Source organism: Mesorhizobium sp. ES1-3 (assembly GCF_020164795.1).
Lineage (GTDB): Bacteria > Pseudomonadota > Alphaproteobacteria > Rhizobiales > Rhizobiaceae > Mesorhizobium.
Genome location: NZ_JAIUGW010000003.1, coordinates 70886 through 93585, shown reverse-complemented (window position 1 = coordinate 93585; position 22700 = coordinate 70886). Strand labels below are relative to the sequence as shown.

General features: G+C 65.0%; 22 protein-coding genes. 16 read left to right on the top strand and 6 right to left on the bottom strand.

Translation table 11 applies throughout. The features are described from left to right. Position 1: 1 nt before the first annotated feature. The gene (locus LB536_RS05655) at positions 2–556 is read right to left on the bottom strand and encodes an HdeD family acid-resistance protein (RefSeq protein WP_140808974.1); all 555 of its coding nucleotides are present in this window, start codon (positions 554–556) and stop codon (positions 2–4) included. 201 nt (positions 557–757) lie between these two features. On the opposite strand from LB536_RS05655, the gene LB536_RS05650 reads away from it, so the two are divergent. The 3 genes from LB536_RS05650 (at position 758) to LB536_RS05640 (ending at position 5756) form a co-directional block, all read left to right on the top strand. After that, positions 758–1570 (top strand): MipA/OmpV family protein, encoded by an 813-nt coding sequence (locus LB536_RS05650; RefSeq protein WP_224590425.1) that lies wholly within the window; start codon positions 758–760, stop codon positions 1568–1570. A 283-nt stretch (positions 1571–1853) separates the two neighbouring features. After that, positions 1854–4835, top strand: coding sequence for an isoleucine--tRNA ligase (ileS, locus tag LB536_RS05645; protein ID WP_224590424.1), 2982 nt, complete (start codon positions 1854–1856; stop codon positions 4833–4835). A 243-nt stretch (positions 4836–5078) separates the two neighbouring features. After that, positions 5079–5756 (top strand): hypothetical protein, encoded by a 678-nt coding sequence (locus LB536_RS05640; RefSeq protein ID WP_140755647.1) that lies wholly within the window; start codon positions 5079–5081, stop codon positions 5754–5756. A 36-nt stretch (positions 5757–5792) separates the two neighbouring features. Here LB536_RS05640 and LB536_RS05635 read toward each other — a convergent pair whose 3' ends face one another. Beyond that, positions 5793–6242 carry a nucleoside deaminase gene (locus LB536_RS05635; RefSeq protein ID WP_140755645.1) on the bottom strand — a complete coding sequence of 150 codons (450 nt, stop codon included), beginning with the start codon at positions 6240–6242 and terminating at the stop codon, positions 5793–5795. A 180-nt stretch (positions 6243–6422) separates the two neighbouring features. On the opposite strand from LB536_RS05635, the gene LB536_RS05630 reads away from it, so the two are divergent. From LB536_RS05630 to LB536_RS05610, 5 genes are all read left to right on the top strand, one after another. Then, positions 6423–8435, top strand: coding sequence for a pseudouridine synthase (locus LB536_RS05630; RefSeq protein ID WP_224590423.1), 2013 nt, complete (start codon positions 6423–6425; stop codon positions 8433–8435). After that, positions 8432–8986, top strand: coding sequence for a 16S rRNA (guanine(966)-N(2))-methyltransferase RsmD (gene rsmD / locus LB536_RS05625; protein WP_224590422.1), 555 nt, complete (start codon positions 8432–8434; stop codon positions 8984–8986). The genes LB536_RS05630 and rsmD overlap by 4 nt, the downstream gene beginning before the upstream one ends. A gap of 118 nt (positions 8987–9104) precedes the next feature. Further along, positions 9105–10493, top strand: a complete 1389-nt coding sequence (locus LB536_RS05620) for a M16 family metallopeptidase (RefSeq protein ID WP_224590421.1) — start codon at positions 9105–9107, stop codon at positions 10491–10493. Next, the gene (locus LB536_RS05615) at positions 10493–11887 is read left to right on the top strand and encodes a M16 family metallopeptidase (protein ID WP_224590420.1); all 1395 of its coding nucleotides are present in this window, start codon (positions 10493–10495) and stop codon (positions 11885–11887) included. Before LB536_RS05620 ends, LB536_RS05615 begins: the two co-directional genes overlap by 1 nt. Further along, complete coding sequence (locus LB536_RS05610) at positions 11884–12756, top strand: patatin-like phospholipase family protein (RefSeq protein WP_224590419.1); 873 nt, start codon at positions 11884–11886, stop codon at positions 12754–12756. The genes LB536_RS05615 and LB536_RS05610 overlap by 4 nt, the downstream gene beginning before the upstream one ends. Positions 12757–12799: 43 nt before the next feature. On the opposite strand, the gene efp is transcribed toward LB536_RS05610, so the two are convergent. After that, complete coding sequence (gene efp, locus LB536_RS05605; RefSeq protein WP_140808992.1) at positions 12800–13369, bottom strand: elongation factor P; 570 nt, start codon at positions 13367–13369, stop codon at positions 12800–12802. 139 nt (positions 13370–13508) lie between these two features. Here efp and epmA point away from each other — a divergent pair, with 139 nt between their 5' ends. After that, on the top strand, positions 13509–14555 hold the full coding sequence (gene epmA, locus LB536_RS05600) for an EF-P lysine aminoacylase EpmA (protein WP_224590418.1): 1047 nt from the start codon (positions 13509–13511) through the stop codon (positions 14553–14555). A 26-nt stretch (positions 14556–14581) separates the two neighbouring features. Here the strand turns inward: epmA and LB536_RS05595 are convergent, their stop codons facing one another. After that, entirely contained in the window at positions 14582–14998 is a 417-nt protein-coding gene (locus LB536_RS05595) for a VOC family protein (RefSeq protein WP_224590417.1), read from the bottom strand. Positions 14999–15161: 163 nt separating this feature from the next. Between LB536_RS05595 and LB536_RS05590 the strand changes: the two genes are divergently transcribed. From LB536_RS05590 to lpxK, 6 genes are all read left to right on the top strand, one after another. Next, positions 15162–16505, top strand: a complete 1344-nt coding sequence (locus tag LB536_RS05590; protein WP_224590416.1) for a TldD/PmbA family protein — start codon at positions 15162–15164, stop codon at positions 16503–16505. Further along, positions 16492–17295 (top strand): 3'(2'),5'-bisphosphate nucleotidase CysQ, encoded by an 804-nt coding sequence (locus LB536_RS05585; RefSeq protein WP_224590415.1) that lies wholly within the window; start codon positions 16492–16494, stop codon positions 17293–17295. Before LB536_RS05590 ends, LB536_RS05585 begins: the two co-directional genes overlap by 14 nt. A gap of 76 nt (positions 17296–17371) precedes the next feature. Continuing rightward, positions 17372–17617, top strand: coding sequence for a DUF4170 domain-containing protein (locus tag LB536_RS05580; RefSeq protein WP_140755629.1), 246 nt, complete (start codon positions 17372–17374; stop codon positions 17615–17617). A gap of 5 nt (positions 17618–17622) precedes the next feature. Beyond that, positions 17623–18414 (top strand): lysophospholipid acyltransferase family protein, encoded by a 792-nt coding sequence (locus LB536_RS05575; RefSeq protein WP_140755628.1) that lies wholly within the window; start codon positions 17623–17625, stop codon positions 18412–18414. Next, a complete protein-coding gene (waaA, locus tag LB536_RS05570) occupies positions 18411–19727 on the top strand; it encodes a lipid IV(A) 3-deoxy-D-manno-octulosonic acid transferase (protein ID WP_224590414.1) in 1317 nt (438 codons plus the stop codon). Before LB536_RS05575 ends, waaA begins: the two co-directional genes overlap by 4 nt. A 1-nt stretch (position 19728) precedes the next feature. Continuing rightward, entirely contained in the window at positions 19729–20754 is a 1026-nt protein-coding gene (gene lpxK, locus LB536_RS05565) for a tetraacyldisaccharide 4'-kinase (RefSeq protein ID WP_224590413.1), read from the top strand. On the opposite strand, the gene LB536_RS05560 is transcribed toward lpxK, so the two are convergent. Next, complete coding sequence (locus LB536_RS05560; protein ID WP_137929779.1) at positions 20751–20984, bottom strand: DUF2093 domain-containing protein; 234 nt, start codon at positions 20982–20984, stop codon at positions 20751–20753. The genes lpxK and LB536_RS05560 overlap by 4 nt on opposite strands. A gap of 114 nt (positions 20985–21098) precedes the next feature. Here LB536_RS05560 and LB536_RS05555 point away from each other — a divergent pair, with 114 nt between their 5' ends. Further along, positions 21099–21701, top strand: a complete 603-nt coding sequence (locus tag LB536_RS05555; protein ID WP_224590412.1) for a hypothetical protein — start codon at positions 21099–21101, stop codon at positions 21699–21701. Positions 21702–21746: 45 nt separating this feature from the next. Here LB536_RS05555 and LB536_RS05550 read toward each other — a convergent pair whose 3' ends face one another. Continuing rightward, positions 21747–22673 carry a LysR substrate-binding domain-containing protein gene (locus LB536_RS05550; protein WP_224590411.1) on the bottom strand — a complete coding sequence of 309 codons (927 nt, stop codon included), beginning with the start codon at positions 22671–22673 and terminating at the stop codon, positions 21747–21749. Positions 22674–22700 lie beyond the last annotated feature (27 nt).

Here is a 22700-nt window from a genome sequence, read left to right as displayed (position 1 = left end):
CCTATTTCTTCAGCGCAAGACCGACGGCGATGAAGGTCCAGCCCTGGAAGATCAGGTCGATCGCCAGGAACAATCCGAGCACCCACAGGCTGTTGACCGGCCAGCCCATGGCGATGATCAGGCCCGCGAGCACGCTGATGACGCCCGCCGCGACAATCCAGCCCCAGCCGCGCTCCGGGCGGTGGCTGTAGCCGACCCAAGCCCGCAGCGCACCTGAAGCGACGAGCGCGACGGCCAGCAGGAAGGTCAACACAGCCGAGGCCAGCAGCGGATTGTCGAAAGCGAAGAACCCTGCGACCGCATAAAGCAGTCCGCTGAGCAGCCAATAGAAGAAGCGTCCCCAGGTCTTGACTCCGAAAGCATGCATGATCTCGATGATGCCGGCCACCAGCATCAGCCACCCCACGACATAGACGGAAGCCACCGTGGCGATGAACAGATTGCCGAAGGCGATGCCGCCGAGGACCAGCAGCACCACGCCCAGGCCGACAAACCATCCCCATTTGTCTCGCGTCTGGCCGATCGCGTTCTTCAATGTATCGCCGTGCAAGGTCATGTCGCCACCTCCATTGAAGACCGCCAGAATGCAAGGAGGTTACCCTTGGTGCCGACCCGCGTCCAGCCGACGGCGGGGCGGATGGCGCAGGGCTCGTGGGGTGGCAATGCGAGCCGGACATCTCGCCCTTAAATCAAATTTTACCAAAGCCTCGTCAAAGCTGTCGCCGCAGGACAATTGTATCGTGTTAGTGGAGTGGCCATGAGTCCGGTCGGGAAGATTTCTATAGCCTTGGCTACCGTCGTGCTGGCGACGTCGAGCGCGGCCGAGGCAGGCGATGGCGCTTTCGGCTGGCTGTCCGGCGACTGGTATCTGACGGTCGGCGCGACCGGACTGGTGGCGCCGAATTTCGAGGGCGGCAAGAAATACATGCTGAGCGCCCAGCCCATCATTTCGCTGGGCAAGGCCGGCCCTGCTGCTCGCTTCACCTCGCGCAACGACAATATTTCGCTGGCGCTTGTCGACGATGGCGGCGTCCGTGCCGGCCTGACCGGCAAGTTCCTGTTCTCGCGCGACGATGGCGATGCCGACGAACTCAAGGGCTTGGATCCTGTCCGCTGGGGCGGCGAGGTCGGCGGCTTCTTCGAATTCTATCCGACGGACTGGATGCGCGCGCGTGCCGAATTGCGGCATGGCATCCGTGCCCATAACGGCTTTGTCGCCGACATCGCCGCCGATGCTTTCTACGACGTGACGCCAACCGTCCGGATTTCGGGTGGCCCGCGCGTGTCTTTTGCCTCGGCGAACTATTTCGATGCCTATTATGGCGTCAACGCGCAGGAAGCCGTGGCCTCGGAGCTGAGCCAGTACAATCCCGGCGGGGGCCTGAAATCCGTCGGCCTCGGTGGCGCCGTGACCTGGAAGGTGACCGATCCGATGACCGCCAGCCTGTTTGGCGAATATTCGCGCCTCGAGGGTCCGGCGGCCGATTCCAGCCTGGTCAAGGAGCGCGGCGACCGCAACCAGTTCATGGTCGGCGTGTCGACCACCTACCGCTTCGACTTCAAGATGTAAGCGAATCGAACGAGACGCTTTATTCCTGCGCTCATCTCCGCTAAAAGCCCAGCAATGACGAGCTTTTCGCGCCTTCACGCGCCGACGATACGAATTACCAGCCCGGTGTTCCCAACAGCCTGAAGGCTGTCGGAACTGCCGGGACTGTTGCGCGCGGCCTCTCGCGCTTTTCCAGATCATCAAGGCATGTCGCCCAGAAGTAACCCGGTTTGGGAAAACGGCATGCGTATAAGTAGAATTCCACGCCGCAAGCCACGTGGCCCGGCATGCACATGGCAGACCAATGACCGACGACCAATCGACGATCGACTATTCGAAGACCCTTTACCTGCCGCAGACGGAGTTTCCGATGCGCGCCGGCTTGCCCGAGAAGGAGCCGGCGCTGGTCAAGCGGTGGCAGGACATGGACCTCTACCGCAAGCTGCGTGAGAGCGCGGCGGGCCGCACGAAATACGTGCTGCACGACGGTCCGCCCTACGCCAACGGCAACATCCACATCGGCCACGCGCTGAACAAGATCCTCAAGGATGTCATCACCCGCTCGTTCCAGATGCGCGGCTTTGACTCGAATTATGTGCCCGGCTGGGACTGTCACGGCCTGCCGATCGAATGGAAGATCGAGGAACAGTATCGCGCCAAGGGCAAGAACAAGGACGAGGTGCCGGTCAACGAATTCCGCAAGGAATGCCGTGAATTCGCCGCGCACTGGATCTCGGTGCAGGGTGGCGAGTTCCAGCGGCTTGGCGTCATCGGCGACTTCAAGAGCCCTTACACGACCATGGCCTTCCACGCCGAGTCGCGCATCGCCGGCGAATTGCTGAAATTCGCCATGTCCGGCCAGCTCTACCGCGGTTCGAAGCCGGTAATGTGGAGCGTCGTCGAGCGCACGGCGCTCGCCGAGGCCGAGATCGAGTATCAGGACTACGAGTCCGACACGATCTGGGCGAAGTTTCCGGTGGCCAACCTCGTCGTCGCCAGCGTCGTGGACGGACAGCCGGCGGAGCTCGATCCGGACCTGAGCGGGCGGTCGCTCGACCTGCTGGATGCTCATGTCGTCATCTGGACGACGACGCCATGGACCATCCCTGGCAACCGCGCCGTCAGCTATTCGCCGCGCGTCGCCTATGGTCTCTACGAGGTGACGGCGGCCGAGAATGTATTTGGCCCGCAGCCAGGCGAGAAGCTGATCTTTGCCGATGCGCTGGCCGAGGAAAGCCAGGCCAAGGCCAAGGTCACCTTGAAGCGCCTTCACGGCATCAGCGCCGAACAGCTTGGAAATCTTGTGCTTTCGCATCCCTTCAAGGGCCTCGGCGGCGGCTACGAATTCCCGGTTCCGATGATTGCCGGCGACCATGTCACCGACGATGCCGGCACGGGCTTCGTGCACACGGCTCCCGGTCATGGCCGGGAGGACTTCGATGCCTGGATGGATGCCGCGCCCGCGCTGCGCCAACGCGGCATCGACACTGAAATCCCATTCACCGTTGACGATGCCGGCTTCTTCACCAAGGACGCGCCCGGCGTCGGCCCGGATCGCGAAGCCGGACCGGCGCGCGTCATCGACGACAACGGCAAGAAGGGCAACGCCAACCAGGCGGTCATCGACGAACTGATCAAGCGCAACGCACTGTTCGCGCGCGGCCGGCTGAAGCACAGCTATCCGCATTCATGGCGTTCGAAGAAGCCGGTCATCTTTCGCAACACGCCGCAATGGTTCGTCTACATGGACAAGGACCTCGGCGACGGCACCACGCTGCGCGGCCGTGCGCTGAAGGCGATCGACGAGACGCGCTTTGTCCCGGCCGCCGGTCAGAACCGCATCCGCGCCATGATCGAGGAGCGCCCCGACTGGGTGCTGTCGCGCCAGCGTGCCTGGGGCGTGCCGATCGCCGTCTTCGCCGACGAGGATGGCAACGTGTTGAAGGACGAGGCGGTCAACCAGCGCATCATGGACGCCTTCGAGGCGGAGGGCGCCGACGCCTGGTTCGCGCCCGGCGCCAAGGAGCGCTTCCTCGGCAATCACGATGCCTCCAAGTGGCGGCAGGTGATGGACATTCTCGACGTCTGGTTCGATTCGGGCTCGACACATGTCTTCACCCTGGAAGACCGGCCCGACCTGAAGTGGCCGGCCGACGTCTATCTCGAAGGCTCCGACCAGCATCGCGGCTGGTTCCACTCCTCGCTGCTCGAAAGCTGCGGCACCAGGGGCAGGGCGCCTTACGACACCGTCGTCACCCACGGCTTCACCATGGACGAGGATGGCCGCAAGATGTCGAAATCGCTCGGCAACACGGTCGTGCCGCAGGATGTGATCAAGCAGTCCGGCGCCGATATCCTGCGGCTCTGGGTGGTGACGACGGACTATTGGGAAGACCAGCGGCTCGGCAAGAACGTGCTGCAGACCAACATCGACGCCTATCGCAAGCTCAGGAACACCATCCGCTGGATGCTGGGCACGCTCGCCCATGACGATGGTGAGGAGGTTCCCGTGGAGACGATGCCGGAGCTGGAGCGGCTGATGCTGCATCGTTTGGCAGAACTCGACGAGGTGGTGCGCCAGGGCTACGACGCCTTCGAGTTCAAGCGCATCACGCGCGCACTGCTGGATTTCATGGTGGTCGAGCTGTCGGCCTTCTATTTCGATATCCGCAAGGACGCGCTCTACTGCGAGGGCCCGTCGAGCGTGAAGCGCAAGGCTTCGGTCCAGGTGGTGCGCCATCTCTTCGACTGCCTGGTGAAATGGCTAGCGCCGATGCTGCCCTTCACCATGGAAGAGGCCTGGCTCGATCGTCATCCCGATGCGGTCTCGTTGCATCTCGACCAGTTCCCGCAAATCCCGGCGAATTGGAAGAACGACGCGCTGGCGGAGAAATGGCGCAAGGTCAGGCAGGTGCGCCGTGTCGTCACCGGTGCGCTCGAGATCGCGCGTGCCCAGAAGGTGATCGGCTCCTCGCTGGAGGCCGTACCGGTGGTCACGATCAACGACGCGGCGCTCGAGGCGGCGATATCGGACGTCGACATGGCTGAAATGGCGATCACCAGCGATCTCGTCATTGCCCATGGCGAGGCGCCGCAAACCGCCTTTGTCCTCGACGATGTAAAGGGCGTCGCCGTGGTGGTCGAGAAAGCGGAGGATCGCGGCTTGGTCAAATGCGCGCGTTCCTGGCGCTACACGGCCGATGTCGGGCAGGATCCGGAGTTCCCGGATGTTTCGGCACGTGATGCCGCGGTGCTGCACGAATTGAAGACGCTGGGACGGCTGTAGGGCCTGTCGCCCAAAGTGCGCAGCGGTTTGGGACAACGACATGCCCACGTTAAAGAAGTGCACAAATGCCACGCCGGGCGGTGCAAATCCGCCCGTGCGTTGCCCTTAACGAGTGGTTGAGGTAAACACGCGAAACTCCGGAAGACAAATTGTCGCCGGATTTCCGTCGCAAGTGCTTGCATGATGGGGACCGGACACAAGGCCGGTGCGATCGAGAGGCTGTCTAGAGTGGGACTTTTTGGCATGACCGAGAGTTATAAGGCGCGCCTTGCGCTGTTGGCGCCGCTTGTCGCATCGGGCCTCGCTTTATCCGGCTGCATGGGCTCTCCGACCTATGGCACCGACAAGACCGCCGCCGAACAGCTGGCCGGCGATCTTACAGGCGCCGTTTCCTTCGCGCCGAAGCACAAGGACCCGATCGACTACAAGCCGCGTCCTACCCTGGTGAAGCCGGCCCCGGGCCAGAAAGAAGCGCTGCCTGCGCCGCAGGAAAGCATCCAGACCGCAAACGCAGGGTGGCCCGAATCGCCCGAGCAGCGCCGCGCGCGCCTGCGCGCCGACGCCACCGCCCACCAGAATGATCCGGCCTACCAGTCGGAGATCGTCGACGACGTGCAGACGGATCCGGCTTCGGTGAAGAAGGCGATGGAAGACTCCGGCTCGAGCCATCCGCCGGCGTGGAAGCCCGCCGATTCCGACAAGGGCCGCGCTGCCGAGATCCAGCGCCGCCTTGCCGAAAGCAAGCAGGGCGACCCCAACACGCGTAAATACCTCAGCGAGCCGCCATTGGCCTACCGTGTCGCCTCCGATGCCGCGCCGCAGAACGAACTCGGCGAAGACGAGTACAAGAAGGAACGCCGCCTCAAGGCAAAGGCCGAGGGCAAGAAGGGCGGCTGGTTCGACTGGTTGCCGTCGCTGTAAGAACGGTCGCGCCGCTGATCTTGCGGCGGCCTTGGCTCAGTCTCGACGTCCCCTGAAAAAATCCTTCAGCAGCAGGCCCGCTTCGGTCTCGGCCATCCCCGGATAGATGTCGGGCGTATGATGGCAGGTCGGAGAAGCGAAGAAGCGCACGCCGTTGACCACGGCGCCGCCCTTTTCGTCGGCGGCACCGAAATAGAGACGGCGCAGCCTGGCGAATGAGATTGCCCCGGCACACATGGCGCAGGGCTCCAGTGTCACATAGAGATCGTGGCCGGTGAGCCGCTCGCTGGAGATTTTGCCGCAGGCTTCACGGATCACCAGCATCTCGGCATGGGCCGTCGGGTCGGCAAGCTCGCGCGTGCGGTTGCCGGCACTGGCAATGACCGTGCCGTCCTTGGCGATCACCGCGCCGACCGGCACTTCGCCACGCAAGGCTGCCGCCTCGGCCTCCTGCAGTGCCAGGGCCATGAAATCCGGCCTCTTCAAGCGGTTTGTCTTCCCATTATATCCTCGCCACCCGGCGGTGATCCTGTTATGGAGCGCATCAACCTGAAAATCGGACTCGATTTTCGGGAATGATCATGCGCCAAATCAAAAATGCTACAGCGTTCGTTGCGCGCCGAACGGATGCGCCACGCTGTAGCAGCGCAAACGGACAAAGGCCACATGGACGACAACGACAAGAAATCTCCGCGCAAAGGCGGTCCGGGCAGGAGTGGCCCGAAATCGACAGGCGCACGTGGCCGCGACGCCAGCAAGGGCGGGAAGCCGTCCTTCGGTGCCAAAAAGCCTTACGCCCCACGCGGCGACCGCCCGGCAGGCGCTGAAGGCGAGCGCCCGAAGCGCGACTTCAAGAGCGGCGACAAGCCGTTCCGCAAGGGACCGCGCCCCGAAGGCAAGCCGTATGAAAAGCGCGAGGGCCCGCGCAAGCCCTACGCCCCGCGCGGCGATCGTCCGATGGCGGCCGAAGGCGAACGCAAGCCGTATGAAAAGCGCGAAGGCCCACGCAAGCCCTATGCCCCGCGTGGCGACCGTCCCATGGCGGCCGAAGGCGAACGCAAGCCTTATGAGAAGCGCGAAGGGCCGCGCAAACCCTACGCGCCGCGCGGCGACCGTCCGGTTTCTGCTTCGGCGGAGGGCGGCGAAAAGCGCTTCGACCGTCCCAAGCGTGATTTCGGGGATCGTCCGAAGCGGGACTTCGCCGACCGTCCGAAGCGCGACTTTGCAGGCGACAGGCCCAAGCGCGATTTCAGTGATCGGCCCCAAGGTGCATCGGGCGGCGGTTTCAAGCCGCGTCCGCGACCAACCGAAGCAACGGAAGAAGCCGGCGAGCGCATCGCCAAGCGCCTGGCACGTGCCGGGCTCGCCTCGCGCCGTGACGCCGAGGAGTTGATCGCCGCCGGCCGCGTCAAGGTCAATGGCCGGGTGCTGGCCTCGCCGGCGTTCAACGTCATGCCCAATGACATCATCCATCTCGACGGCATGGAAATCCCGCCGATCGAACGCACGCGCCTGTTCCTGTTCCACAAGCCGGCGGGCGTCGTCACCACCAACCGCGACCCCGAAGGCCGCAAGACCGTCTTCGACGTGCTGCCGGCCGAACTGCCGCGGCTGATGACCATCGGCCGGCTCGATATCAACACCGAAGGCCTGCTGCTGCTGACCAATGATGGTGGCCTGTCGCGCGTGCTCGAACTGCCGGCCACCGGTTGGCTGCGCCGCTACCGCGTGCGTGTCCACGGCAAGGTCGAGGAAAGCGCGCTCGCCGGCCTGCGCGAGGGCATTGCCGTCGACGGCGTCTTCTACGGCGCCATCGAGGCCAGCCTCGATCGCGAACAGGGCTCCAACGCCTGGCTGACGATCGGCCTGCGCGAGGGCAAGAACCGTGAGGTCAAGAACATCCTCGGTGCGCTCGGCCTCGACGTCACGCGGCTGATCCGCATCTCCTACGGCCCGTTCCAGCTCGAGGATCTCGCCGAAGGTCATGTGCTGGAGATCAAGGGCCGGGTGCTGCGCGACCAGCTTGGCGAGCGCCTGGTCGAGGAATCCGGCGCCAATTTCGACGCCGAGATAACAAAACCGTTTTCCAACCAGCCGGTGCGGCGTACCGAGATCCGTGAGGCCGAGCCCGAACGGCCGAAGTTTACGCGAGACGGCGAGCGCCGGCCGATCGGCGAGGGCGGACTGATCAAGAACCGCAAGCGCCGGGAAGGCAGCCGTGACGAGGCGCTCGGCAAACTGTCGACAAGCCCCGACAGAGGCGAGAGACCAGAAAAGAGCTTCGGCGAACGCGGCCAGCGACCGGAGCGTGGCGGCTTTGGCGATAAGCCGCGTGGTAGTTTTGGCGACAAGCCGCGCGGCGGATTCGGTGACAAGCCTCGTGGCGGCGGCAAGAAATCCGAACGCGAGCAGCGGCCGATCGAGCCGCCCGGCCAGCGCAAGGCCAATGTCTGGATGGCGCCGGGAGCCCGGCCGATCGGCAAGGGCAGGGCGGAGGCCGATGCGGCCAAGGCGGCCGAGGCCAAGGCGCGCAAGGCCTCGTTCAAGCCGTCTTATGGCAAGCCCGTCGGCAAACCAGGTGGCGCAGAGCCATTCGGCAAGCCTCGTGGCGAGCGTCCAGGAGGCGCCGGTGGCGGTGAGCGGCCGCGCGGCGGCCCCAAGGGCCCCCGGACAAGATGAGAATCGTCGGCGGTGAGTTTCGCGGGCGTCCGTTGGCGACGCCCCGCAGCAGCGCCATCCGCCCGACGACCGACCGCACCCGCGAGGCCGTCTTCAACGTTCTGGCACATCGTTTTGCCGGGCAACTGGACGGCGCGCGCGTGCTCGACCTGTTCGCCGGCACCGGCGCGCTTGGTCTGGAAGCTCTGTCGCGCGGCGCATCCTATGGCGTCTTCATCGAGGAATCGGCCGAAGGCCGGGGTCTGATCCGCGACAATGTCGAGGCCTTCGGCCTGACCGGACGCACCAAGATCTTCCGCCGCGATGCAACGGGTCTGGGCGAGGTTGGTACGCTGGCGCCGTTCGGCCTCGTCTTTGCCGATCCGCCCTACGGCAAGGGCCTTGGCGAGCGCGCGCTGCGGTCCGCCAAGGCTGGCGGCTGGCTGCGCCCCGGCGCGCTCTGCGTGGTCGAGGAGACGGCGGCGGTTCCCTTCGAGCCAGGGCCGGGCTTTTCCGTGCTTGATGAGCGCAGCTACGGCGAGACCGTCATCCGCTTCATCGAGGCTGCCTGACAGGCCTCTTTCAGCAGTGGCCTCTTTGCCGCCGCCTTTGCCGGCAACATGACCAACAATTCACTTTGCTTGTCGCCAGCGCCTTGCCTATCGTCGCTGCATGAAACCGGAGCCGTCGATGACATCCAGGACTGAGTGGCTGAGGCCAACGCTGCTGGCGACGTCGCTAGCCTTGTTCATGACCGACCCTGTCCTGGCGGACAACTCCGTATTGCCGGACACGGTGCCGGCCGAGTTCAAGGTGACGGATTTCCTGCTCGACAACGGCATGGAAGTGGTCGTCATTCCCGACCATCGCGCGCCGATCGTCACCCACATGGTCTGGTACAAGATCGGCAGCGCCGACGAACCGCCGGGCAAATCCGGCATCGCCCATTTCTTCGAGCATCTTATGTTCAAGGCCACGGCCCATCACGAAGCCGGCGAGTTCGATCGCGCCGTCTCCGACATTGGCGGCTCCAACAACGCCTTCACCTCCTACGACTACACCGCTTTCCACGAGACGGTGGCGCCGTCGGATCTCGAGCTTATGATGAGCTTCGAGGCTGACCGCATGCGCAACCTCATCCTCACCGACGACGTCATCAAGACCGAGCGCGATGTGATCCTGGAGGAGCGCCGCTCGCGCATCGACAACAACCCGCAGGCCGTGCTCGACGAAGAGGTCGATGCCACGCTGTGGCAGAACCAACCCTATCGCATTCCGGTCATCGGCTGGATGCAGGAGATGGAGCAGCTGAACCGCACTGACGCCGTCGCCTTCTACAACAAATACTACCGGCCCAACAACGTCGTGCTGATCGTGGCGGGCGACGTCGAACCGGAAACGGTGAAGGCGCTGGCCGAGAAGACCTATGGCAAGGTGGCCCGCGGGCCTGATCTGCCACCGCGCGTACGCCCGGTCGAGCCGGAGCAGAACACCAGGCGCACAGTGACGCTCTCCGATGCCCGCGTCAGCGTGCCGAGTTTCTCGACGCAATGGGTCGTGCCCTCCTATCACACCGCCAAGCCCGGCGAGGCCGAAGCGCTCGACCTGCTCGCCGAGATTCTCGGCGGCGGCAACCGCAGCCGGCTTTACCAGGCGCTTGTCGTAAAGCAGGGCATCGCTTCCAGCGCCGGCGCGTACTTCCAGGGCACCATGCTCGACGACACCAATTTCACCGTCTACGGCGCGCCGCGCGGCGATGCCAAGCTGGCCGACGTCGAAGCCGCGGTCGATGCCGAGGTGGCGCGCATCGCCAGCGACGGCGTCACATCAGATGAGCTCGAAAAAGCCAAGGACCGCTATGTCAGGTCGATGATCTTTGCCCGCGACAAGCAGGATTCCATGGCCAACATTTATGGCTCGACGCTTGCTACCGGCGGCAATGTGCAGGACGTGCTGCAATGGCCGGACCGCATCCGCAAGGTCACGGCAGAGGAGGTCAAGGCCGTTGCCGCGCGCTATCTGGTGCTGGCCCGCTCGACCACCGGCTATCTTTTGCCGCAGCAACAGGCGGGGAATTGATGACGATGAACCAGTTCAGCGGCGCGTTGACTTCTCCCCGCCAAGCTCCCCCCCTTGTGGGAGAAGGGAAGGCCCTGCACGCCATCGCAACCCTATTCCTCTCCGTCCTCTTCCTGATCCTGCCGGCGCTTGCCGCCCGCGCCATGGAGATCCAGTCCGTCACCTCGCCGAAGGGGGTCACGGCCTGGCTGGTCGAGGACTATTCCGTGCCGGTCGTCGCCGTCCGTTTCGTCTTCGGTGGTGGTTCGACACAGGATCCGCCGGGCAAGGAAGGGCTGGCCAATCTGATGACCGGCCTGTTCGACGAGGGCGCTGGCCCGCTCGATTCGGAAGCCTTCCAGATCAAGCTCGACGACGCCGGCGCCGAAATGAGCTTCGACGAGACCCGCGACGGCATCTACGGCTCCATGCGCATGCTGGCCGAACAGCGCGACCAAGCCTTCGACCTGTTGCGGCTGGCGGTCAACGAGCCGCGCTTCGACCAGGCGCCGATCGACCGCATCCGCGCCCAGGTCCTGTCCGGCATCGTCGCCAACGAGAACGACCCGGACACGGTGGCGCAGAACCGATGGGCGCGCGCCGTCTATGGCGATCACCCCTATTCGCGCTCCGATCAGGGCACCAGACAGAGCATCGCCGCGGTCACGCAGGCCGATCTTGAGGCCCTGCACAAGGCGGTGTTCGCGCGCGGCGGCCTGCATGTCGCCGTGGTCGGCGCCATCGACGCCGAGACGCTGAAGAAGAAGCTCGACATGGTGTTCGGCGACCTGCCGCAGAATCAGGCGCTCGCCCCTGTCGCCGATATCGAGCCCAAGCTGGCGCAGCATGTCGAGGTCAATTACGACCTGCCGCAGACCTCGCTGCAGCTCGCCTGGCCGGGCGTGAAGCGCAAGTCGCCGGATTTCTTCCCGGCCGCGTTGATGAACGAAATCCTTGGCGGCGGCACCTTCACCTCGCGCTTGTTCCAGGAGGTGCGCGAAAAGCGCGGGCTGGCCTACAGCGTCAATTCCTCGCTGGTAAACCAGGACCACGCCGACGCGCTGATCGTCACCACCGGAACGCGTTCCGACCGCGCCGCCGAGACGCTCGGCATCGTGCGTGACGTCGTCAAGCGGTTGGCGCAGGACGGCCCGACCGAGGCCGAACTGGCGGCGACCAAGAAATATCTGATCGGCGCCTATGCGATCAACAATCTGGATTCGTCGAGTTCCATCGCCGCGACGCTGGTCGAGCTGCAGCTCGACGATCTCGGCATCGACTACATGCAGCGCCGCACCGGTTACATCAACGCGGTGACACTCGATCAGGTCAAGGCGGTGGCGAAGAAGCTGCTGACGGCCGAGCCGACCATCATGGTGGTCGGACCGCCGCTGGCCGGGGCCGGCAAGGGATGAGCCTGACTTTCGGCATAGCTTTCGGCGGCGGCGGCGCGCGCGGCCTGGCGCATATCCATGTCATCGAGGTGCTTGACGAGCTCGGCATCAAGCCGGTGGCGATAGCCGGCTCGTCGATCGGCGCGATCATGGGCGCCGGCATGGCCTCCGGCATGACCGGCAAGGACATCCACGATTATGCCCGCTCGATCCTTGGCCGGCGCGCCGAGGTTGCGAGCCGCATGTGGCGGGCGCGGCCAGGCACGATCGCGGAAGCCATGCAAGGCGGCATCCGGGTCAGCCAGTTCAATGTCGAGCGCATCCTGAAGGCGTTTTTGCCCGAGGCCATTCCCGAGACCTTCGCTGAATTGAAAATCCCGCTGAAAGTGACGGCGACGGACTATTTCGGCCACAAGCTCGCCGTGTTCGACGACGGCGACCTGCACTCCGCCCTTGCCGCCTCGGCCGCCATTCCCGCCGTGTTCCGCCCGGTGATGCGCGACGGCAGGCTGCTGATCGACGGCGGCATTTACAATCCCGTGCCGTTCGACCTGATCGAGAAGGATGCCGACATCATCATCGGCGTCGACGTGGTCGGCGCCCCGGAAGAGGCCGACCGCAAACAGCCGACCTCCGTCGACCTGATGTTCGGCGCCACGCAGTTGATGATGCAGTCGATCATCGCCAACAAGCTGAAGCAGTGCCAGCCCGACATACTGGTCCGCCCGGCGGTGTCCAAATACCGGGTGCTCGATTTCCTGAAGATCGACGCCTTGATGAACGAGACCGTTGAAATCAAGGATCGGCTGAAGCGGGAGGTGGAGGCCGCAGTTGAACAGCGCTCCGCCAATGACAAAGCGAAAAGAGCACGGACACCAGCCAGGACGTGATTGCAGTCAGCGGTTCCGTCGGCAAGATTGCGAGGGCTTACCCTCAGTCCTTCGCCCGCTCCACATAGGACCCGTCCGCCGTCATCACCACCACGCGGGTGCCAGGCGCGATGTGCGGCGGCACGGTGGTGCGCACGCCGTTGGAAAGCACGGCCGGCTTGTAGGAGGACGACGCCGTCTGGCCCTTGGTCGTCGGCTCGGTGTCGACCACTTCGAAAGTGGCGCGCTGCGGCAGCACCAGGGCGATCGCGATGCCATTGAACTGCGACACCTGCACCGGCATGCCTTCCTTCAGATAAGGCGCCGCGTCGCCGACCACGGCTTCCGACACCGCCACCTGGTCATAGGTTTCCGGATTCATGAAGTGATAGCCTTCGCCGTCGGCGTAGAGGAAGGTGTGCTCGCGCTCCTCGACATAGGCGCGCTCCACCTGTTCGGTGGTGCGGTAGCGCTCCGACACCTTCACCCCATCGCCGATGCGCCGCATGTCGAGCTGCGTCACGGGCGTGCCCTTGCCTGGGTGGATGTTTTCGGCAAAGAGGATCACATAAAGCTTGCCGTCTTTGTCGACGACATTGCCTTTGCGGAGCGAACTGGCGATGACTTTCACCACGGTTTTAAATCCTGCGAGAGTTGACTGGCGTTTGCCGGCTTGCGCGGCGCTGGATGGGGGCCTAGCGCATCTTGGCGCGAACCGCCAGCCCCCCAATGCGAACTGGCATGGGGCGAACTGACATGCCTTCAATCCGCACATGACCGCCGCGTCGCCCTGGTGGACGCCGCATGTCCATGCCGACCGCCGCCCGCGCCTGATGCTGCGCAACGGGCTGACGGCTGCCTTGCGCGACTGGTTCGCCGGCAACGACTTCATCGAGGTGGAGACGGCCGCGCTGCAGGTCTCGCCCGGCAACGAGGCGCATCTGGCGGCTTTCGCCACGGAATCGGTCGGGCCGGATGGCGTCCGCTCGCCGCTTTATCTCCATACCTCGCCGGAATTCGCCTGCAAGAAACTGCTCGCCGCGGGGGAACAGCGCATTTTCAGCCTGGGGGCCGTCTATCGCAACCGCGAGCGCGGCCCCTTGCATCATCCCGAATTCACCATGCTCGAATGGTATCGGGTAGGCGAAACCTATGAAAGCCTGATGCGCGACTGCGCCGATCTGCTGGCGCTGGCCGCGACACGAGCAGGGGCCACGCGCTTTTCCTTCCGGGGCCGCGACTGCGATCCCTTTGCTGAACCGGAGCGGTTGGCCGTGGCGGACGCCTTCAGCCGCCATGCCGGCATCGATCTGCTGGCCACGGTCACCGTCGATGGCGGCACGGATCGGGACGCGCTTCATGCCGCACTGGTCCAGGCCGGCCTGCGCACCGCGCCTGATGACAGCTGGGCGGATTTGTTCAGCCGCGTGATGGTGGAAAAGATCGAGCCGTTCCTCGGGCAGGGGCGGGCGACCATCCTGTGCGAATATCCGGTCGCCGAGGCGGCACTCGCCCGACCGAGCCCCCGGGATCCGCGCGTCGCCGAACGTTTCGAGCTCTATTGCTGCGGCGTCGAGCTCGCCAACGGCTTTGGCGAGTTGACCGACGCGGCCGAGCAGCGCCGGCGCTTCATCATCGAGATGGACGAGAAAGAGCGTATTTATGGCGAGCGCTACCCGCTGGACGAGGATTTTCTCGCCGCCCTTGCCATCATGCCGCAGGCCAGCGGCATCGCGCTCGGCTTCGACCGTCTGGTCATGCTGGCGACAGGAGCGCAGAAGATCGAGGACGTGATCTGGACGCCGGTCGCGGCATCTTGAACGACAGGCCGCCGCCGGCCCTCACTTCAATGCGCGAAAACCTGCTCCAGTGAGCGAAAGCCCTTGAATTCCAGGGCGTTGCCCGAGGGATCGCGGATGAACAGCGTCGCCTGTTCGCCAGGCTCGCCCTTGAAACGCACCATTGGGCGCTCCAGCCAGTCTATGTCGTCGCGCGCTTCCAGCCGCTCCGCCAGGCGCTGCCAGTCGTCCATCAAGAGCACGGCGCCGAAATGCGGGATCGGCACCAAAATGCCGTCGACCTTGCCGTCGCTGGCGGCTTGCGCGACCTGCGGCCGCAGATGCGCCGACATCTGATGGCCATAAAGGTCGAAATCGACCCAGGTCGCCGACGAGCGGCCGATCGCGCAGCCCAGAACCTCGCCATAGAAAGTTCGGGTTTCATCGAGATCACGAACCGGGAAGGCAAGATGGAAAGGCGTCATGGCGAGGGCTCCAGATAGGCAAAAACCGCGACGTCCGCTCGTTGCGGACGATTTGGTCGCGACATCCTGATTGCCCTTCTGCCATTGCACAAGCGGCATTGGAACAATAGATGGTGCGGCAGCACCTGCCTTCCGGACAGGCTGAAGAAACAGGATCAAGTGCATGACCGACAAGCTCGACGCCGCGAAATTGACGGACCGCGTCGCGGCCCTGGTCGAAGCCGCCAAACGCGCCGGCGCCGATGCCGCGGACGCCGTCGCGGTGCGTGGCCGCTCGACCGGCGTTTCGGTGCGGCTTGGCAAGGTTGAAAACACCGAAGCGTCCGAGGGCGACGATGTTTCGCTGCGGGTCTTCGTCGGCCAGCGTGTGGCCAGCGTATCGGCCACAGCCGCCTCCGATCCGAAGGCGCTTGCCGAGCGGGCAGTCGCCATGGCCAAGGTGTCTCCCGAGGATCCCTACCAGGGTCTTGCCGACCCCGCGCTGCTCGCTGGGCAGACGCGCGATCTGGACCTGTTCGACGCAACGGAAGTGTCGGCCGATCAGTTGAAGGAAGCCGCCCTTGCGGCCGAGGCGGCGGCTCTGGCCGTCAAGGGCGTGACCAATTCGTCCGGAAGCAATGCGAGCGCCGGGCTTGGCGGGTTGGTTCTGGCCACCTCGCACGGTTTTCTCGGCCACTATGTCGCCTCGCGCTTTGCGCGCTCGGCCAGCGTGATCGCCGGCGAGGGCACCGGCATGGAGCGCGACTATGAATTCTCCTCGCGCCAGCATTTTGCCGATCTCGACGCGCCCGAGGATATCGGCCGCAAGGCCGGTGAACGGGCGGTGCGCCGCCTTGGCGCGCGCAAGGCGGCGACCGGACCGGTCGACGTGGTGTTCGACCCGCGCGTCGCGCGCGGCATTGCCGGCCATATCGCCGGCGCCATCAACGGCGCTTCCGTCGCGCGCAAGACCTCGTTCCTGCGCGACATGATGGGCAAGCAGGTGGCCGCTGCCGCCATCACCGTCACCGACGACCCGCTGCGGCGCCGTGGCCAGGCCTCGCGCCCGTTCGATGGCGAAGGCGTCGAGGGCGAGAAACTCCTGATGATCGAAAAGGGTGTCCTCAACCACTGGTTCCTGTCGACATCGGCGGCCCGGGAACTCGGCCTTGTCACCAACGGTCGTGGCGCGCGCGGCGGCTCCTCCGTCTCGCCGTCGTCGACGAACCTTGCCATCGAGGCGGGCGAGCGCTCGCCGGAGGATTTGATCGGCTCGCTCAAGACCGGCTTCTACGTCACCGAAGTGTTTGGCCAGGGCGTCGACATGCTCACCGGCGAATACAGCCGCGGCGCCTCGGGCTTCTGGATCGAAAATGGCGCGCTTGCCTATCCGGTCGCCGAAGTCACCATCGCCTCGAACCTGAAGACGATGTTCCTCAACATGGTGCCGGCGAATGACCTCGACCGTAATTTCGGCACCGCCGCCCCGACCCTCCTGATCGAAGGCATGACCCTTGCCGGAGCATGACCTGACCACTGCCAGCGCCGATCTGGACCTGCCGCTGCTGCGCGACGCCGCGCGCGAGGCCGGTCTTATCGCCATGCGCTACTTCGGCAACAATCCGCAGGTCTGGATGAAGGGCGGCACGTCGCCGGTCAGCGAAGCCGACCATGCCGCCGACGCGTATCTGCGCCAGACGCTGCTTGCGGCGCGGCCGGACTATGGCTGGCTGTCGGAAGAGACGGCCGACGATTCGGCGCGGCTTTCGGCGCGCCGCACCTTCGTTGTCGACCCGATCGACGGCACGCGCGGCTTCCTCGAAGGCCAGCGGACCTGGTGCGTCAGCGTTGCCGTCGTCGAGAGTGGCCGCTCGCTCGCCGGCGTGCTCGAATGCCCGGCGATGGAGGAGGCCTACTGGGCGCTGCCCGGCCAGGGCGCCTTCCGCAACGACAAGCGCATCGCGGTGCGCAAGCCTGGGGACAAGGCCGAAATTTCAGGATTGAAGCAGTTGATCGACATGGTGCCTGCCGACTGGCAGAAGCGGCTGCAGCGAGCACCCTACATCCCCTCGCTCGCCTACCGCCTGGCGATGATCGCCAATGGCACGCTCGACGCTACATTCGTCAAGCCTAACGCGCATGACTGGGACATTGCAGCAGCCGATCTCATCCTGCGCGAGGCGGGCGGACATCTGCTCGACCCGAATGGCCGGGCGCCGCTCTATGCCGGCGAGGTGATCCGCCACGGCGCGCTCGCCGCCGGCAGCGGGGACCTGCTGGCGGTGCTTGTCGATGTCATCGCCGGGCTGGATGCCTGAAAGCGTTTTCGACGGTTCCAAAGTCTGCGGCTTTGGTCTAGACCTGTCACAAACTCACGATATGTGAAGGACCGACATGGCCGCGGAAGACGGAAAGAAACAGCTTTTGCATCTGGTGTTCGGCGGCGAACTCAAGAAGCTTGGCGGCACCGAGTTCCGGGATCTCGACGCGCTCGACATCGTCGGCGTCTTTCCCGATTATCAATCCGCGCACACCGCGTGGAAGGCCAAGGCGCAAGCCAGCGTGGACAATGCCCATATGCGTTATTTCGTCGTTCATCTGCACCGTCTGCTGGATCCCGATAGCAAGGCCGTCGGTTGACTTCGATGGAGCGTGATCTGGCGAAAGAGCCAGCCAGCGAGGCCGCGCCCACGGGCAGGGGCGGCAGTCGCACGACCAAGGCCTTCTGGCGCAGGATTCGCCAGCCGCTCGCGCAGTCCCGGTTCGTCAAGAACGCCATTGCCAGCCTGCTCGCGCAGTTCGTGCGGCTGGTTCGCCTGACCAGCCCCCTGGTCGCCGGATCGGCGCGTTTTTCGGGCGGCGCCTATGCCGAGTTCGAGCCGGGGATCATCGCTCTGTGGCATGGCCAGCATCTTTTGACGCCGGCCTATTACCCCAAGCGCAAGCCGCTGGTCGCCATGGTGTCGCGCAGCGCCGATGCCGAACTCAACGCTCTGATGCTGGAGAAGTTCGGCATCGAGGCGGTGCGCGGTTCGGGCGGGCGCGACAATGCCAGGCATCTCGACAAGGGCGGGGCCAAGGCCCTCATCGCCCTCAAAAAGTCGCTCACCGCAGGCAAGAACGTCGCCATGATCGCAGACATACCCCACGGTACCCCGCGCGATGCAGGGCTCGGTATCGTGCTTTTGGCGCGCCTCTCCGGCCGGCCGCTGCTCCCCGTCGCCATCGCCACCAGCCGCCGCAAGGTGCTGGAAAAGAGCTGGGACAAGACCACCATCAACCTGCCCTTCGGCCGCTCCGCCGTGACCATCGGCACGCCGATCTTTGTGGCGGCGGATGCCGACGATGCCGAAATGGAGCGCAAGCGCCAGGAAGTGACGGTTGCCCTCAATGCCGCGACCGCCGAGGCCTACCGTCTCGTGGATGGTTCGCGGTGAGCGGCCGCTGGGCTCGTACCATGTTGTCGGCATATCGTTTTGCCGGCGCCGCCGCTTACCCGTTGGTCGGGCCCTACGTCGCCTGGCGCACCTCGCGCGGCAAGGAAGACCGCAACCGCCGCCGCGAGCGCTATGGCGTCGCCGGCCGGCCGCGCCCAGAGGGACCGGTGATCTGGATCCATGCGGCGAGTGTCGGCGAGACCTTGGCCGTCGTGCCGTTGGTCGAAAGCATCCTCGACTACGGCGTCAACATCGTTCTGACGACCGGCACGGTGACCTCCGCCCAGGTCGTCGGCGAGCGGCTCGGCGACCGCATCATCCACCAATATGTGCCGCTCGATCTGAAGCCGGCGGTCAGCCGCTTTCTCGATCACTGGAAACCCGATCTGGCGATCATCGCCGAATCGGAGATCTGGCCGATGACCATCCTCGAACTCGGTGCCCGCCACGTGCCGCAGGTGCTGGTCAATGGCAGGCTCTCCGATCGCTCCTACACATCGTGGAAGAAGCGGGCCAACCTCGCCGAGGCGCTGTTCGAGAATCTGGCCCATGTCGTTGCCCAGTCCGACGTCGACGGCGAGCGTTTTCGCGCGCTCGGCGCCCGGCCGGTCACGGTGTCGGGCAATCTCAAGGTCGACACGAACCCGCCGCCGGTCGACGACCGTGCGCTTGGCACTTTGCAGCGACAGATCGGCGATCGCCCGACCTGGGCGGCGATCTCGACCCATGATGGTGAGGAAGTGGTCGCGGCGGAAGTCCACGCGATGTTGCACAAGCGTCACAACGGCCTTTTGACCATCGTCGTTCCGCGCCATCCCGATCGGGCCGAAGCCCTTGCCGCGGAGATTTCCGGGATGGGCCTGAAGGTTGCGCGGCGCAGCAAGGGCGACCGTATCGGACCCGACATCGATGTCCTGCTTGGCGATACGATCGGCGAAATGGGCTTGTACCTCCGCTTGACCGAAATCGCTTTCGTCGGCCGCTCGCTGACCTCCGAAGGCGGCCAGAATCCGCTCGAGCCGGCCATGCTCGACACCGCCGTTCTCGCCGGTCGCAACGTGCAGAATTTTCGCGAGGCCTATCAGCGCCTGCTCGACAGCGGCGGCGCCAAGCTGGTGCGCGACCGCGACATGCTGGCTGGCGCCGTCAATTTCCTCCTGACCAACGAAGTGGCGCGCCACGAGATGATGGCGGCGGGCATCGCGACTGTCGATGAGATGCGCGGCGCGTTGGCACGCACGCTCAAATCGCTCGAACCCTATATCCAGCCGCTGGTGGTCAAGGCGCGCCTGAAGGGCGCGAACGGGCGTTAGCGTGGCCACCGAAGCACCACCATTCTGGTGGGAAGAGCCGGACTGGAAAGTCCTGGCGCTGTCGCCGCTGTCGGCCGTCTACGCGCTGGTCGCCGGTCGCGGCATGCGCAGGGCCCGGCGCGAGAAGATCCAGGCGCCGGTTCTGTGCGTCGGCAATTTCACCGTAGGCGGCACCGGCAAGACACCGGTGGCGATCGCGCTCGCCCAACAGGCCAAGCGCATGCATCTGAAGCCCGGGTTCCTGTCGCGTGGCCATGGCGGCTCCTTTGCCGAGCCGCACGTCGTCGATATCAGTCATGACAGCGCCAAGCACGTCGGCGACGAGCCGCTGCTGCTGGCCGAACACGCACCGGTGGCGGTGACGCCCAATCGTGCCGCCGGCGCCCGGCTGCTGCTGGAAAAACACGGTTGCGATTTCCTGATCATGGACGACGGCTTCCAGAGCGCGCGCATCCACATCGATTATGCGCTGGTGGTCGTCGATGCCCGCTACGGGATCGGCAATGGCCGCGTCATCCCTGGCGGTCCGCTCAGGGCCAAAATCGTCGACCAACTGGTCTTCACCAGCGGATTGCTGAAGATGGGCGAGGGCAACGCTGCCGATGCCGTGGTCCGTCAGGCAGCGCGTGCCGGCCGCCCGATCTTCGAGGCGCACACGGAGCCGAGCAGCAAGGCAGGGCTTGCCGGAAAGCGGTTTTTGGCCTTTGCCGGCATCGGTCATCCCGAAAAGTTCTTCGACACGGTGCGCGGGGCCGGCGGCGAAGTGGTCCTGTCCAGGCCCTTTCCGGACCACCACTTCTATGCCGAGGACGAACTTGCAGAACTGGCCGCGACGGCGCATGCCGAAAGCCTTGGCCTGATCACCACCGCCAAGGACGCCGCCCGGTTGCGCCACGGCGCCCCGCAGGATTTTCTCGACCGTCTCGACGTGCTGGAAATCGACACGGCGTTCGAGCTCGACCATGTTCCTGAACGCATCATCGAGGAGACGCTCGATGCCTGGCGGCAGCGCAAGCTGAGAGGCTAACCCCGTTTGCGCAGTTCCGGATGCACCTCGATTTCGCGGCGCAGCGAAGCGGTGGCGTTCACATAAGGCTCCTGCCTGGCGACGCTCCAGTATTTCAGCTCGTCCAACGGGATGTTTTCGCCCGTCACCGCGCAGCGCACGAACGAGCCGGGGCTGGTGACCTGGAAATCGCCATCGAGATAGCGGATGCGGGCTTCCTTGCCGCCGGGGCCTTCGAAACGGTTCATCATGCAATGGCACTTGAGTTCATCGGGATTCAATCGCCATAAATCGTGGGCAAGGTCAAGCTTGGCGCAATGCTCATCTGATATTGCTCCATGGCACAATGGTTGTCAGGAAGCGCCATGGACATCGCCAATGCAAGCATGCCGTCTTTGCTGAAAGAAGCACTCACGCCCCAGCCGCTGCCTTCGCCCACGGCCGACCCGGCGACTGCGGCGCTGGTCAAGGCGCTCGTCCAGCCGCCGGCGCCCGTGATGGTGCAATCGGCGCAGTTCGCCAGCCAGGCGCTGCAAGCCTCGCTGCCGCGACCGGCCGCTCAAACCTCGCAACGCCTGTCATCCACCGCGATCGAGGATGCCTACCGGGCCGTCATGGAGCCCGACGCCCCCAGCCACCATGAACCGCCACGAGCCTCGACGGGCGGGGCAGGGGCGGACACCGATCAGGCTTCGCGCGGCTTCGCCCCGACGCAGATAACGGCCACTGACAGCACCCCCAAACTGGCGCCGGCCTCGGCCCAGTCCACATTCTCGCCGTCCGTCGCTTCCGCCGTGGTGCTGGTCGCGGCCAACGCCAACGCGCCGCAACCGCGCGGCGCCTCCCGCCGTCCGGCGGGCCATGCTCCACGATCCGAGCCAATTCCGTCGTCGCTGTGGACGATATCGATCGTGACGGCCATCGTCTCGGCAGCGACCACCATGATCGTACTTTTTCTGTTTCATTGAGCAGGTATCACGCGATTTCCGACCGCGACCGTTACGCCTTCGAGCCTAATCGCCATCCTGCAGGAAAGCATCCAGCCTTGCCGAAGCAAGCCCGGCCTGTTCGGCAATGCGCCTGGCGAGATCGGCTGCGGCTGCGCGCGGCCGGCCGACCGGACGATCCAGCCAGTAGGAAACCGGATTGAGCGCGGTGCGATCGTCGACGGCGACGAGGCGCCCCGATTCTATCTGGTGTTCGGTGAGCGGCGGCCGTGCCAGCGCGATGCCGAGCCCATGGGCTGCGGCATCGAGCACCACATTATAGTCCTCGAAGCGGCGGTCTTGCGGGCGCGGCCGGTAGTCCATGTCCTGCGCGGCGAACCAGGCGCGCCAGCCCGAAGCGTCGGAATCGTTGATCAGCGGGAATTTGAGCAACCGCGCCGGGTCGCCACCGCCGATCTCTCGTGCGAGGCCTTGCGAGGCGATCGGGAAGAGATATTCCTCGAACAGTTGCACCGAGACACGGCCCGGGATGCGGCCGCGACCGCAGCGGACCGACAGATCGATGCCTTCGTCGGCGAGATCGGCCTGACGGTTGTCGACGTCGAGCACGATGCGCAGCCGGGTAGGCTCGTTCTCCAGCGTTGCCATGCGCGGCATCAGCCACAGGCCGCTTACCGATGGAATGGAGGCCAGCCGAACCACCGCGGTGCCGCGCGGCTCCACCCACCGGTCCGAATTGACCGAGATCAGCGCGAAGGCTTCGGTGGTCCTGAGATGCAGGCGATTGCCTTCATTGGTCAGCGACACGCCGCGCGCGCCGCGTTCGAAAACCTTCAGGCCAAGCCAGTCCTCGAGCTTGGCGATTTGCCGGCTGACCGCGCCATGGGTAAGATTGAGTTTTTCAGCGGCGGCCGAAAAGCTCCCCGTGCGCGCCGCCGCGTCGAAGGCGCGCAACGTCTCCAGCGGCAGCATACTGTTCGAGCTGTGATCCATGCTCACAGGTGACCCTCGATTTGGTCG

Coding starts and splice junctions, on each gene's coding strand:
- LB536_RS05655 (WP_140808974.1), bottom strand. CDS start 556: ATGACCTTGCACGGCGATACATTGAAGAACGCGATCGGCCAGACGCGA.
- LB536_RS05650 (WP_224590425.1), top strand. CDS start 758: ATGAGTCCGGTCGGGAAGATTTCTATAGCCTTGGCTACCGTCGTGCTG.
- ileS (WP_224590424.1), top strand. CDS start 1,854: ATGACCGACGACCAATCGACGATCGACTATTCGAAGACCCTTTACCTG.
- LB536_RS05640 (WP_140755647.1), top strand. CDS start 5,079: ATGACCGAGAGTTATAAGGCGCGCCTTGCGCTGTTGGCGCCGCTTGTC.
- LB536_RS05630 (WP_224590423.1), top strand. CDS start 6,423: ATGGACGACAACGACAAGAAATCTCCGCGCAAAGGCGGTCCGGGCAGG.
- rsmD (WP_224590422.1), top strand. CDS start 8,432: ATGAGAATCGTCGGCGGTGAGTTTCGCGGGCGTCCGTTGGCGACGCCC.
- LB536_RS05620 (WP_224590421.1), top strand. CDS start 9,105: ATGACATCCAGGACTGAGTGGCTGAGGCCAACGCTGCTGGCGACGTCG.
- LB536_RS05615 (WP_224590420.1), top strand. CDS start 10,493: ATGACGATGAACCAGTTCAGCGGCGCGTTGACTTCTCCCCGCCAAGCT.
- LB536_RS05610 (WP_224590419.1), top strand. CDS start 11,884: ATGAGCCTGACTTTCGGCATAGCTTTCGGCGGCGGCGGCGCGCGCGGC.
- epmA (WP_224590418.1), top strand. CDS start 13,509: ATGACCGCCGCGTCGCCCTGGTGGACGCCGCATGTCCATGCCGACCGC.
- LB536_RS05595 (WP_224590417.1), bottom strand. CDS start 14,998: ATGACGCCTTTCCATCTTGCCTTCCCGGTTCGTGATCTCGATGAAACC.
- LB536_RS05590 (WP_224590416.1), top strand. CDS start 15,162: ATGACCGACAAGCTCGACGCCGCGAAATTGACGGACCGCGTCGCGGCC.
- LB536_RS05580 (WP_140755629.1), top strand. CDS start 17,372: ATGGCCGCGGAAGACGGAAAGAAACAGCTTTTGCATCTGGTGTTCGGC.
- LB536_RS05575 (WP_140755628.1), top strand. CDS start 17,623: ATGGAGCGTGATCTGGCGAAAGAGCCAGCCAGCGAGGCCGCGCCCACG.
- LB536_RS05560 (WP_137929779.1), bottom strand. CDS start 20,984: ATGATGAACCGTTTCGAAGGCCCCGGCGGCAAGGAAGCCCGCATCCGC.
- LB536_RS05555 (WP_224590412.1), top strand. CDS start 21,099: ATGGACATCGCCAATGCAAGCATGCCGTCTTTGCTGAAAGAAGCACTC.
- LB536_RS05550 (WP_224590411.1), bottom strand. CDS start 22,673: ATGGATCACAGCTCGAACAGTATGCTGCCGCTGGAGACGTTGCGCGCC.